The following is a 12,429-nucleotide window of genomic DNA, read 5'->3' as shown; positions in this document are numbered from 1 at the left end:
TGCGCGACGCTCAGTTCAGAAGCGTGCGCAACGCAGCAGCGGCGTCCGCCTGCGCCAGCGTTTGCTGATCGCCAGTGCGCAGATCTTTCACCACTACCTGGCCAGCGTTCACTTCATTTTCACCCAGCATCAGGGCGACGCGTGCGCCCCACTTATCCGCGCGGGCAAACTGCTTCTTGAAGTTACCGCCGCCGAAGTTGGTCATTAACTTCAGCTCCGGCGCGGCATCACGCAGTTTTTCCGCCAGTTGCATCGCGGCCGACTGAACGCCCTGGCCGGAAGCGATAACATAGACATCAACAATGCGCGTGGGTTCAAATTCCGGGTTAACCGCCTGAACCAGCAGCACCAGACGCTCCATTCCCATGGCAAAACCCACGGCGGGCGTGGCGCGACCGCCTAATTGTTCAACCAGACCATCGTAACGGCCACCGGCGCAAACGGTGCCCTGCGCGCCCAGGCTGTTGGTTACCCATTCAAATACGGTGCGGTTGTAGTAATCGAGGCCGCGTACCAGACGCTGGTTGACGCTATAGGCGATACCGGCATCGTCCAGCAGCGCGCAAAGGCCCGCGAAGTGCTCGCGCGAATCGTCATCCAGATAGTCGCCCAGAGTCGGCGCGTCATTCAGCAGCTGCTGAACGTCGGGATTTTTGCTGTCCAGCACCCGCAGCGGGTTGCTGTACATGCGACGTTTGCAATCTTCGTCCAGCTTCTCTTTATGCTGCTCAAGGAAAGCCACCAGCGCATCACGGTACCTGGCGCGGGCTTCCAGCGAGCCGATGGAGTTAAGCTCAAGACGAACGTGATCGGCGATACCCAGCGCTTTCCACCAGCGCGCGCTCAGCATAATCAGCTCGGCATCAACGTCCGGTCCCTGCAGGCCAAATACCTCGACGCCCATCTGATGGAACTGACGATAGCGGCCCTTTTGCGGACGTTCATAGCGGAACATCGGGCCGATATACCACAGGCGCTGTTCCTGGTTGTAAAGCAGACCGTGCTCAATACCGGCGCGCACGCAGCCCGCGGTGCCTTCCGGACGCAACGTCAGGCTTTCGCCGTTGCGATCGTCAAAGGTGTACATCTCTTTTTCGACCACATCGGTGACTTCACCAATGGCGCGTTTAAACAGCGGAGTCTGCTCGACGATAGGTAAACGAATTTCGCTGTAGCCGTAGCTGGCCAGAACCTGTTTGAGAGTGCCTTCAATCCGTTGCCAGATGGCCGTATCCGCAGGCAGGTAATCATTCATCCCGCGAATAGCTTGAATGTTCTTCGCCACGTTAAAATCTCTTAATACAAAAAAACCTGTCCGGCATCATACCTTATGAGGATGAAACCGCACAGGTTCAATCACAAAAGTGACGCGTGCTGCCACGCGCCGTCCATTAGTTTTCCAGCTGCTGCACGTTGATGCGGCGGCTTTCATCCAGCATTATGGCCTTAGCGCGAATACGCGCCTCCAGCTGGTCGATCATGTCGTCATTGTCGAGCCGATCGCGCTGACGCACGCCATCTTCGTAAAAGCCGCTCTTCTTGTTGCCGCCGGTCACGCCGAGCGTGGAGATGGTGGCTTCGCCCGGACCATTGACCACGCAGCCGATGATAGAGACATCCATCGGCGTGATGATATCTTCCAGACGCTGCTCTAACGCATTGACCGTGCCGATCACGTCAAACTCCTGGCGTGAACAGGTTGGACAGGCGATAAAGTTGATGCCGCGCGCGCGAATGCGCAGGGATTTCAGGATATCGAAGCCGACTTTCACTTCTTCCACCGGATCGGCCGCCAGCGAAATACGCAGCGTATCGCCAATGCCTTCAGAGAGCAGAAGACCCAGTCCGATAGCGGATTTCACCGCGCCGGCACGCGCGCCGCCCGCCTCGGTGATGCCGAGATGCAGCGGCTGATCGATCTGCTTCGCCAGCAGACGATAGGACTCCACCGCCAGAAACACGTCTGACGCCTTTACGCTGACCTTGAACTGATCAAAGTTGAGGCGATCAAGATGATCCACATGACGCATGGCCGATTCCAGCAGCGCCTGCGGCGTCGGCTCGCCATACTTTTCCTGCAGATCTTTTTCCAGCGAACCGGCGTTAACGCCGATACGGATCGGAATATTGTTGTCGCGCGCGCAATCCACCACCTGGCGGATACGTTCGTTATTGCCGATGTTGCCCGGATTGATACGTAAGCAATCGACGCCATATTCGGCGACTTTCAGTGCGATGCGGTAGTCAAAATGGATATCAGCAACCAGCGGGACGTTCACCTGCTGTTTAATCAGTTTGAACGCTTCCGCCGCATCCATGGTCGGCACCGAAACGCGGACGATATCAACGCCGACGCGCTCCAGCGCTTTGATTTGATTGACCGTCGCCTGCACGTCGGTGGTGCGGGTGTTGGTCATCGACTGAACGGCGATTGGCGCACCGTCGCCGACTGGCACCTTGCCGACGTAAATCCGGGTTGATTTGCGACGGATAATGGGTGCTTCGTTATGCATATTTTCTCTCCACAATTGCCCGGGGACGCGATACGGCGTTATTGCGCACCCAACGTCAGGCGAGCAACCTGGTTATTACGGATAAAACGACTTAAATCAACAGGCTGGTTCTGATATTGAATCTGAACCGCAGTGGGCGCGCCGATTTTCAGACGATAAGGCGCGGTACCGGCCAGGCTCAGTTTACCACCGCTGCGTTGCAATCCGCTGAAGAGTTTTTTACCCGTAGCATCGGTGACTTCCAGCCAGCAGTCAGCATTGAAGTTCATCACTACCGCGTTAGGATCGCTGGCTGGCTGAGTGGTCGCGGCATTGCCGACCGGCAGCTGCGTGTTGCCGTTGGCAACCGGCGCGGCAGCGTTGCTTGCGCCCGCATCAACCGGCGCCTGGCTGGGAGAGACCACTGCGTTGTTTACGGCGGAAGGCGCCGCAGCGCTGTTGGCCGCAGCAGCGTTGTTGGCGCTGGCTGTCGGCGCGCTGTTCGCCGCGGCGTTGTCAGCGGGAGCGACGGCACTGCTGTCATCGGGTGCAGGCGGCGCCGCGTTGTCGCTGGCCGGGTCGCTGCCGGTCAGCGGGATTGACTGGCTGTTATCGTCGCCGCTGCCGTTCTGGTCAGCCATCGATACCAGCTCATCCTGGGAGGCTTTATGGTTCTGCCACCACCAGGCGCCGGTTAAGCCGATCACGACAAAAATCACCAGCCAGGTAAAAATCATCAGCCAGCCGTCGCGTTTCTTGCGCCGCTTGCCCAGCGAAAAACTCTGCATTGGCTCAATTTTGGCGGCACGCACCGGAGCCTGTTTCGCCATCATCGGCAGCAGTTCATCTTCAGGAACGTGCACCAGACGGGCATAGGAGCGGATATAACCACGCAAGAAGGTCGATGCCAAATCGGCGGGCGACTTGTCTTCCTCAATATCCCGCACGGTGGAAAGTTTCAGGCACAGGCGTTCAGCAACGTTTTGCTGGGTTAACCCCATCTGCTCACGGGCCAGACGCAGGCGTTCACCTGTGGAATGTACTGCAGTTTTATCTTGAGTGGCTTCAGTATTCATTAGCTAAATAACGCTGGTACTGTATCGATTGTGGAAAACTTCGCGCCAACTGGTCGCCATAACGTATTACGTCAGCAACATGGTTCTGTTGGGCAGCGAAACGAATCTCTAACCACAGACTCTCTGCAGTGGCAGGAAGCCAGTGATGATATACCTCTAACAAAAGCTGCGTCGTTGCCAGCTCTCTCCTTTCATAGCGCCTTTCGGCCTCTTTCAACAAGGATGGTCCTTTATCCTGATCTGCTGCCAGCGCAGCAAGCAACTGTTGCCTCGCTGCCGCTAACGAGCCCGACTGTAAATAACAATAGCCTGACAGCTCAAGCGCATCGCTATCGGCTCCCGGCTCCGGCGTATCCGCCGCCCGGTTAAACTGTTGATGCGCTTCATCATACTGCCCTAAAGCACAGAGAAACGCACCGTAATTGTTAGCAACGTAGCCATTTGTCGGTGCCAGCGCCTGCGCCCGTTTATAGTAGCGCAGGGTTTCAGGGTCGTCTTTTTGCGCCTGAAACAGTCGTGCCAGCGCCAGCGCCACACGATAATCATGCGGCGCGGCCCGTTCAGCGCGCAGCAGGTTACGCTGTGCGGCCGGGTAATCCTGTCGGGCAAGGTAGTGCATTCCCAACTGCAAACGCACCTCCGCCATCTCCCGGCGCGGGGAATTGCTGACACACCCGGTTACAACAAATAAAGCCAGTAAAACGCACGGTAATCCTTTACCCATACTTCCTCCCTGAATGTCAGAATGCTCTCTCTTACTTGCTCAACGGCAAGCCTGACACGGGCACAGCCTGCGGAAAACCCGCAGGCTTCAGCTTTCAGAGCGCCTTCACAGATATTGGCTCACCTGCCATTTTTTTCCGCAGCGTACGCTTGGTGCGATCGATAACGTCACCAGCCAGCTGGCCGCAGGCGGCATCAATATCATCTCCGCGCGTTTTACGCACGATGGTGGTGAAACCGTAATCCATTAATACTTTTGAAAAACGATCCACACGGCTGTTTGAGCTGCGGCCATAAGGCGCGCCAGGGAAGGGGTTCCATGGGATCAGGTTGATTTTGCATGGCGTATCCTTCAGCAGTTCAGCCAGCTGATGCGCATCGTCGGTGCTGTCGTTGACATGATCCAGCATCACATACTCGATGGTTACACGGCCCTGGTTGGCGTTGGACTTGGCGATATAGCGCTTTACCGCACCGAGGAAAGTTTCGATATTGTATTTTTTGTTGATCGGCACAATGTCATCGCGCAGCGCGTCGTTAGGCGCATGCAGAGAGATCGCCAGCGCCACGTCAATCATATCGCCCAGCTTATCCAGCGCCGGCACCACGCCAGAAGTAGACAGCGTCACGCGACGTTTCGACAGGCCGAAACCGAAGTCGTCCAGCATGATCTCCATTGCCGGCACCACGTTGTTCAGGTTGAGCAGAGGTTCGCCCATGCCCATCATCACTACGTTGGTTATAGGACGCTGGCCGGTAACTTTTGCCGCGCCGATGATTTTCGCCGCGCGCCACACCTGGCCGATAATTTCGGATACGCGCAAGTTACGGTTAAAGCCTTGCTGCGCCGTCGAGCAGAATTTACACTCCAGCGCACAGCCTACCTGCGAGGAGACGCAAAGCGTGGCGCGGTCGTTTTCCGGGATATACACCGTTTCCACCAGCTGATCGCCGACACGGATCGCCCATTTAATGGTGCCGTCAGCGGAACGCATCTCTTCGGCCACTTCCGGCGCGCGGATCTCGGTGAGCTGCATTAGCTTGGCGCGCAACCCCTTGTTGATATCGGTCATCTGCTCGAAATCATCACAGCAGTAGTGATAGATCCATTTCATCACCTGATCGGCGCGGAACGGCTTCTCGCCCAGCGAGAGGAAGAATTCGCGCATCTGTTGGCGATTAAGATCCAGCAGGTTAATTTTTTCGCTTTTGGGGGAAACCATCACGGGGGATGCGGACGACGGCGTCACAATCTGTTCGGACATAATGTTCTCTGGCCTCGTTATTACACGTTATGGCTCTGGTTAAGAATAGAAAAAAACAACGCCCTCGCCGAGCAGACTCAACGAGGGCGCATAATTGTACAACATCTTCAGCCTGATGCCAGGGTGCAGCGCCGTGCAGACGTAATTAATGTGTAAACCTGCGCGGCCAGGCGGGCAACGCTGAAAATTAACGCGTACGCGGGCAGACTTCGTTTTCGCCGAAGAAGTAGGCGATTTCACGCGCCGCAGACTCCTGAGAGTCGGAACCGTGGGTCGCGTTCTCGGTGAAGCTGTCAGCGTAATCAGCACGCAGCGTACCGGCCAGCGCGTTGTCCGGGTTGGTCGCGCCCATCAGATCACGGTGACGCTGAACGGCGTTTTCGCCTTCCAGAACAGAAACCACAACCGGACCAGAGGTCATGAACTCAACCAGACCATCAAAGAACGGGCGGCCTTTGTGCTCCGCGTAGAAGCCTTCAGCCTGCTCTTTGGTCAGGTGCAGCATTTTAGCACCAACGATTTTGAAGCCAGCGCTTTCAAAACGGTTGTAGATAGCGCCAATTACATTTTTTGCGACTGCGTTCGGCTTAATAATGGAAAAAGTACGTTCAATAGTCATATTAACCTCTGTCTTGACTTCCGAATGAAGCCGGATGGTTATCACTGCCATGCTCACTTTTACAGCAACACATGACAATTCATCGTTATACCGGCCCTGAAACGGCGCCGATTATAGGGGGCCAGCGCGCCCTTGCCTATTGGCAATTCAGTAATTTATTAAAAAATTATGATCGTTCTCGCGTCAATGTCTTGCGTAAGGTCAACCGTCGCCAGAATAAATGCTGGCGGGAAAAATTGGCGGCGGCGCGCGTAAATCAGATTTTCACTTATGCCCGCCACGATTACGGTTGAGCTTGCAGCCAGAATCGCCCACACTCAGCGAAAACCCCTGATAATGAGGTCGATATGCCGTCTCCTTTTTTTGTCACTGCCGACTGGCTGGCAGAACACCAGTACGATGAGGATATCCAGATTCTTGATGCGCGCATGTTGCCGTCCGGTCAGGAAGCATCGCGTGACATCAACGCTGAATATCTGGCGGGTCACCTGCCCGACGCGCCCTTCTTCGATATCGAAGCCCTCTCCGATCATACCAGCCCTTATCCGCACATGATGCCGCGCGCTGAGACCTTTGCCGTCGCCATGCGCGAGCTGGGCGTCAGCAGCGATAAGCATTTAATCGTTTATGACGAAGGCAACCTGTTCTCCGCGCCGCGCGCCTGGTGGATGCTGCGCGCCTTTGGCGTTGAGCGGGTTTCGATTCTGGCGGGCGGGCTACAGGCGTGGAAAGCGGCGGAGCTGCCTGTTTCTACCGGTGCGGTCACGCTGCCGGAAGCGGAGTTTGAAGCGAGTTATGACAGCAGCCTGGTCAAAAGACTCACCGACGTGCTGCTTATCAGCCATGAGGGCGCGGAACAGATTGTTGATGCGCGCGCAGCCAATCGCTTTAATGCGGAAGTCGACGAGCCGCGTCCGGGTCTGCTGCGCGGGCATATTCCCGGCAGCCTGAATATGCCCTGGAACGCGCTGGTGGAGAAGGGTCAGTTGAAGCCGGAGGCGCAACTGCGCGCGCTCTTCGCGGATGCAGGTATAGATATCAGCAAGCCGGTGGTCGCCAGCTGCGGATCGGGCGTTACGGCGGCGGTGGTGATTCTGGCGCTGACGACGCTGGGTGCGCGCAACGTGACGCTGTATGACGGTTCCTGGAGCGAATGGGGCAGCCGTGACGATCTGCCCATCGAAAAGCCCGCAGTCAGCGAATAATTAAAGAATACGCTGGCTGCCTTTAAAATCGCGCAGGAAGCTGCCCCAGCGGCGTTCATAAAACGGCGTGATGTGCGCCGTAAAAAAGTGGCTGATACCACGATCTTCAGCCACCACTTCGCAAATATCGATCGGGGCATCGTCAGGTAAGGTATCGGTCGCAACGCTGCCCGCCGCCTGAATGATCGCCTCGATATCGCTATCCGCTTCGATGCCAATCAACAGATTCGGCTGCTCTTCCGCACGCTCTCTGATGCTGGCGACAAAGGCGCGGCGCACCTGCTTGTATTTACTGAACAGCTGCGTCAGCGAGTCGATCATCTGCGCGGGCGGTTCGGCCACTTCCGACAGCAGTAGCGCCTGACCGCCCTCCAGCACCGTCTGCTCGCTCAACGCGTTACCCGCGTCGCCCAGCAGATACACGATTTCGGCAGCGGAAAACTCTTTTCCCGTCGGCAGTTTGGGATTGAGAAACAGCGTTTCTCCCTGCGTCATTTCAAACAGCGTGCGCACCGGCATTCTGACATAAGATTGCTCATCGCCGGTGGCCTCCGCCATCGCCTGCTCAGAGCTGAAAAAAGGAATGACGCTGGTGCCATCCTCTTTTTCCCAGTGTTGCAAATCCACCGGCGTGCTGGCATCCAGCTGCCCGGCGGTGCTCTCGCCCGGAATCCAGACGTCAGCCTCTAACAGCAGTTGAAAAAACTCCGGACGGTGAGCCGGTTCGGTCGCCGCCAGCTTAAGTAACTCTTCAAGACGGTTCATATACTTTTTACATCCAAACCAGGGCAGGCGCCGCAGCCCCTGCCGTTGTAAGCGAGAATTATTTCAGCAGCATGTTCGCCAGGGTACGCACACCCAGCCCGGTTGCGCCCGCTGCCCACTGATCCACCGCGCTTTTGCGGTAGGTGGCGGAGCAGTCGATATGAAGCCAGCCCTGATGATATTTTTCCACAAAGTGCGACAGGAACGCCGCCGCGCTGCTGGCACCCGCCGCGTGCGCCGGGCTGGCGATGTTATTGAGATCGGCGAAGTTAGAGGGCAGATGGCTGCGATGAAACTCCGCCAGCGGCAGACGCCAGAACGGCTCGTTTTCGCTGGCCGCGCTACCCATCAGCGACTGCGCCAGCACATCGTCAAAGGTAAACAGCGCATGATAGTCGTTGCCCAGCGCGGTTTTCGCTGCGCCGGTCAGGGTTGCCGCGTCGATCAGCAATTCCGGCTGCTGCGCGCTGGCGTCAATCAGGCCGTCCGCCAGCACCAGACGCCCTTCCGCGTCGGTGTTCATTACCTCAACGCTTTTGCCGTTGCGGTAACGAATGATGTCGCCCAGCTTAAAGGCGTTGCCGCTGACCATGTTGTCGGCGCAGCAAAGATAGAGTTTCACGCGCTTTTGCAGCCCGCGGGAAATCGCCAGCGCCAGCGCGCCGGTCACGGTGGCCGCGCCGCCCATGTCGGACTTCATCGAGTCCATAAAGCTGCTCTGCTTCAGGCTATAGCCGCCGGTATCGAAGGTAATGCCTTTACCCACCAGACAGGCGTAAACCGGCGCGTTTTCGTCGCCGGAGGGATTGAAATCCAGCGCCAGCAGCACTGGCGCGCGCGTAGAGCCGCGGCCCACGGTATGTAGCCCCATGTAGCCCTGCTCACGCAGATCTTCGCCTTTAGTGATGCGGTAGCTTACCGCCTGGCCGCCTACGTCGCCGATCAGATCCACCGCGCTGTGCGCCAGCTGCTCCGGCCCCAGCTCTTCTGCCGGCAGGTTAATGGTGTTGCGCACCCAGTCGATAATTTTCAGACGGCGATCCAGCTCAGCCTGTTCGTTATCGCTGAGCGGCGCCCAGCTCACCTGACGTTTGCCTTTCGGGCCGCGATAGCCCTGCCAGAAAGCCCAGCTTTTCTCCAGATCCCAGCCTTCGCCGCTCAGGGCGACATGACGAATGCCCTGACCATCTATTTTACGCGCCGCACGTTGCAGCGTATTCAGCGGCTCGCTGCCGCTAAGGTGGATGGTCATGCCAGTATCATTGCTGGTCAGGATCGCTTTTTCGCCCCAGCGCGCATCGGCGGCCTGGGTACTGAGCGTAATATTCATCGTTTGTGTTGTCATCGCGTGGCTCCGTATGCGTTCTTGATATTTATCCAGCCAAACTAACAGAATTGCATCGGGAATTTTATCCGCTTCCCGATCTTTATCAGAGCATCGTACTTTATCAGATCGAAAACGGGCCAGAATAGCATTCTGGCCCGTGGGTAAAATCGGAATAACGCGTGCCGGTTAGCCTTAACGCTGGCCGCCCGCCGGCATCAGTTCACGCAAACGTTTTACGGATTTCTGCACCAGCGCGATAGCGTAATCAATCTCCTCTTCCGTGGTAAAACGGCCGAGAGAGAAACGCAGGGAGCTGTGCGCCAGCTCATCGCGGATGCCGAGCGCACGTAGCACGTAGGAGGGTTCCAGACTGGCGGAGGTGCAGGCGGAGCCGGAAGAAAGCGCCAGATCTTTCAGCGCCATAATCAACGATTCGCCCTCGACGTGATCAAAGCTGACGTTAAGGATATTGGCTGCGCCGTGCGCCAGACTGCCATTGAGATAAACATTATCCAGCTCGCTGATGCCCTGCCACAAACGGTCGCGCAGCGTGCGCAAGCGCGCCATCTCCTCTTCTCTTTCCGCTTTCGCAATGCGGTAAGCTTCACCCATGCCGACGATCTGATGAACCGGCAGCGTGCCGGAGCGCATGCCGCGCTCATGACCGCCGCCATGAATCTGCGCTTCCAGCTGAATGCGCGGCTTGCGACGCACATAAAGCGCGCCGATGCCTTTCGGGCCATAAAGCTTATGGGCGGAGAAGGACATCAGGTCAACTTTCAGCTGGCTGAGATCGATGGGCAGTTTGCCTACGCTTTGCGTGGCGTCAACATGGAACAGAATGTCGCGGGCATGGCACAGTTCGCCGATAGCGGCGATATCCTGCACCACGCCGATTTCATTGTTCACATGCATAATGGAGACCAGCACGGTATCGTCACGTAGCGCCGCTTCCAGCTCCTGCATATTGATAATGCCGTCAGCCTGCGGTGCCAGATAAGTGACCTCAAAGCCTTCCCGCTCCAGCTGAAGACAGCTGTCGAGAACCGCTTTATGCTCGGTCTGGCTGGTGATGATGTGTCTGCCCTTCTGCTGATGAAAGCGGGCAGCGCCTTTAATGGCGAGATTGTCAGATTCCGTCGCGCCGGAGGTAAAAACAATTTCACGCGGATCGGCGCCGACCAGCTCGGCAATCTGATTGCGCGCAACGTCCACCGCCTCTTCAGACTGCCAGCCAAAGCGGTGCGAGCGAGAAGCGGGGTTACCGAAGGTGCCATCCAGAGTAAGATACTGCATCATCTTCTGCGCCACACGCGGGTCGGCCGGCGTCGTGGCAGCATAATCCAGATAAATCGGTAATTTCATTGCGCTTAAGCTCCGTATAACAAACAAATATACGCGATTTTATATCATTTTCCCGCCCTGCCCGCTTAACAGGAAAGGCGAGAACGTCAGGCTCAGGCGCGCAGATTAACGTTGATGGTTTCCTGCACGCGGGTGTTCTGGAAGCGACGATTGTCGTTGCTGTTCTGACGGTCGGCGACATCCAGGATCTCCTGATTGTTCACCAACTCTGCGAGGGTGATATTGTTCAGGAAGTCGCTGATGCGCTCGCTGAGATCGCGCCAGAGCACATGAGTCAGGCAGCGCTCGCCGCCCTGACAGCCCTCTTTGCCCTGACATTTGGTGGCGTCAATCGACTCATCCACGGCGGTAATCACCGCGCCGACCGCGATGGCGGCGGCATCTTTACCCAGCAGATAGCCGCCGCCCGGACCGCGTACGCTGGCAACCAAGCCATTTTTACGCAGGCGAGAAAAGAGCTGTTCCAGATACGAGAGCGAAATGCCCTGACGCTCAGAAATATCAGCTAACGGCACAGGCCCCTGGTGGGAGTGAAGCGCAACGTCAAGCATGGCGGTAACGGCATAACGTCCTTTGGATGTCAGTCTCATAGCGTACGACCTCGGTGATCTTCCGGTTGTCGGAGGTTAACAAAAGATGGTCGCAAGTCTGACATTCCCGAGTGTTTTGGTCAACTATTTAACCTGGTAAAACACTCAACTATTTAACCAGGTAAAACAGTCAACTATAGCCGCCGTCAGCACGCGCTTATTTTTCGTCTTTGCGCTTCTCAAACGAGGCGAGCATGCCGCGCAGGATATTCAGCTCATCCCGCTCCGGACGGGCGCGCGTATAGAGACGACGCAGCTTGCTCATCACCTGGCCCGGATTGCCTTCGCGAATAAAGCCGCTGCGCAGCATCATCTGTTCCATATGCTGATAGAAGCGCTCCAGATCGTCCACCAGCGGATAAGGCGATTCGCCATACTGCGGTTTCGCCTGCTGCTGTTCCTGCGCCTCCAGCCAGGCCATACGCACTTCGTAAGCGATGATCTGCACCGCCATCGCCAGGTTGAGCGAGCTGTATTCAGGATTCGCCTGGATAGCGACGTGGTAGTGACATTTCTGTAATTCATCGTTGGTGAGACCGACGCGCTCGCGGCCAAATACCAGCGCCACCGGCGCCTGCTGGCCCTCTTCAACGCTTTTCACGCCGCATTCACGCGCGTCAAGCATCGGCCACGGCAACGAACGTGAACGGGCGCTGGTACCGACCACCAGACTACAGCCGGAGATCGCTTCGTCGAGGGTGTCGACAATCTTTGCGTCGCCAATCACATCGCTGGCGCCGGCAGCCAGCGAGATCGCCTGGGAATCGGGCTTCACCAGCGGATTGACCAGATAAAGGTTGGTTAAGCCCATGGTTTTCATAGCGCGGGCAACGGAGCCCATGTTGCCGGTGTGTGAGGTTTCCACCAGCACGATACGGATATTTTGCAGCATAATTGAGAGACGGCCAGATAAGGATTTTGCGCATGCTAACATAAAAGCAGGACATTTGGCGCGCGCGCTGCTATACTCCGCGCCGTTTTCCCCGTTCTTTAACATCCAGC

Annotated in this window: 13 protein-coding genes; 2 read left to right on the top strand and 11 right to left on the bottom strand. The window is 56.9% G+C overall.

Annotated elements, in window-relative coordinates:
• Positions 1-10: 10 nt before the first annotated feature.
• The 6 genes from hisS to ndk form a co-directional block, all read right to left on the bottom strand.
• Complete coding sequence (gene hisS / locus ABU178_RS01580) at positions 11-1,285, bottom strand: histidine--tRNA ligase (protein WP_397211314.1); 1,275 nt, start codon at positions 1,283-1,285, stop codon at positions 11-13.
• A gap of 106 nt (positions 1,286-1,391) precedes the next feature.
• On the bottom strand, positions 1,392-2,513 hold the full coding sequence (gene ispG / locus ABU178_RS01575; RefSeq protein ID WP_397211312.1) for a flavodoxin-dependent (E)-4-hydroxy-3-methylbut-2-enyl-diphosphate synthase: 1,122 nt from the start codon (positions 2,511-2,513) through the stop codon (positions 1,392-1,394).
• Between the two features lie 38 nt (positions 2,514-2,551).
• Entirely contained in the window at positions 2,552-3,568 is a 1,017-nt protein-coding gene (gene rodZ / locus ABU178_RS01570; protein ID WP_397211310.1) for a cytoskeleton protein RodZ, read from the bottom strand.
• Complete coding sequence (pilW, locus tag ABU178_RS01565) at positions 3,558-4,292, bottom strand: type IV pilus biogenesis/stability protein PilW (protein ID WP_397211308.1); 735 nt, start codon at positions 4,290-4,292, stop codon at positions 3,558-3,560. The genes rodZ and pilW overlap by 11 nt, the downstream gene beginning before the upstream one ends.
• Before the next feature lie 94 nt (positions 4,293-4,386).
• On the bottom strand, positions 4,387-5,556 hold the full coding sequence (locus ABU178_RS01560) for a bifunctional tRNA (adenosine(37)-C2)-methyltransferase TrmG/ribosomal RNA large subunit methyltransferase RlmN (protein WP_397211306.1): 1,170 nt from the start codon (positions 5,554-5,556) through the stop codon (positions 4,387-4,389).
• Positions 5,557-5,743: 187 nt separating this feature from the next.
• Positions 5,744-6,175: a nucleoside-diphosphate kinase gene (ndk, locus tag ABU178_RS01555; RefSeq protein ID WP_397211304.1), complete on the bottom strand. Its 432-nt coding sequence runs from the start codon at positions 6,173-6,175 to the stop codon at positions 5,744-5,746.
• 71 nt (positions 6,176-6,246) lie between these two features.
• On the opposite strand from ndk, the gene ABU178_RS01550 reads away from it, so the two are divergent.
• Together ABU178_RS01550 and sseA are read left to right on the top strand one after the other, a co-directional pair.
• A complete protein-coding gene (locus tag ABU178_RS01550; protein ID WP_397211302.1) occupies positions 6,247-6,468 on the top strand; it encodes a hypothetical protein in 222 nt (73 codons plus the stop codon).
• Positions 6,469-6,522: 54 nt separating this feature from the next.
• Complete coding sequence (gene sseA / locus ABU178_RS01545; protein ID WP_397211300.1) at positions 6,523-7,380, top strand: 3-mercaptopyruvate sulfurtransferase; 858 nt, start codon at positions 6,523-6,525, stop codon at positions 7,378-7,380.
• Here the strand turns inward: sseA and sseB are convergent, their stop codons facing one another.
• The 5 genes from sseB to trmJ all read right to left on the bottom strand — a co-directional run bounded on the left by sseB (position 7,381) and on the right by trmJ (position 12,319).
• Positions 7,381-8,145, bottom strand: a complete 765-nt coding sequence (gene sseB / locus ABU178_RS01540; protein WP_397211298.1) for an enhanced serine sensitivity protein SseB — start codon at positions 8,143-8,145, stop codon at positions 7,381-7,383.
• Between the two features lie 58 nt (positions 8,146-8,203).
• A complete protein-coding gene (gene pepB / locus ABU178_RS01535; RefSeq protein WP_397211296.1) occupies positions 8,204-9,490 on the bottom strand; it encodes an aminopeptidase PepB in 1,287 nt (428 codons plus the stop codon).
• 174 nt (positions 9,491-9,664) lie between these two features.
• Positions 9,665-10,837, bottom strand: coding sequence for an IscS subfamily cysteine desulfurase (locus ABU178_RS01530; RefSeq protein WP_397211294.1), 1,173 nt, complete (start codon positions 10,835-10,837; stop codon positions 9,665-9,667).
• A 92-nt stretch (positions 10,838-10,929) separates the two neighbouring features.
• The gene (gene iscR / locus ABU178_RS01525) at positions 10,930-11,427 is read right to left on the bottom strand and encodes a Fe-S cluster assembly transcriptional regulator IscR (protein ID WP_397211292.1); all 498 of its coding nucleotides are present in this window, start codon (positions 11,425-11,427) and stop codon (positions 10,930-10,932) included.
• Between the two features lie 157 nt (positions 11,428-11,584).
• The gene (gene trmJ / locus ABU178_RS01520) at positions 11,585-12,319 is read right to left on the bottom strand and encodes a tRNA (cytosine(32)/uridine(32)-2'-O)-methyltransferase TrmJ (protein ID WP_397211290.1); all 735 of its coding nucleotides are present in this window, start codon (positions 12,317-12,319) and stop codon (positions 11,585-11,587) included.
• Positions 12,320-12,429 lie beyond the last annotated feature (110 nt).

Source organism: Pantoea osteomyelitidis, from assembly GCF_044342975.1.
Taxonomy (GTDB): Bacteria; Pseudomonadota; Gammaproteobacteria; order Enterobacterales; family Enterobacteriaceae; genus Pantoea; species Pantoea osteomyelitidis.
The sequence above is the reverse complement of the archived record's forward strand: the minus strand, read 5'-3'. Positions and strand labels throughout refer to the sequence as shown.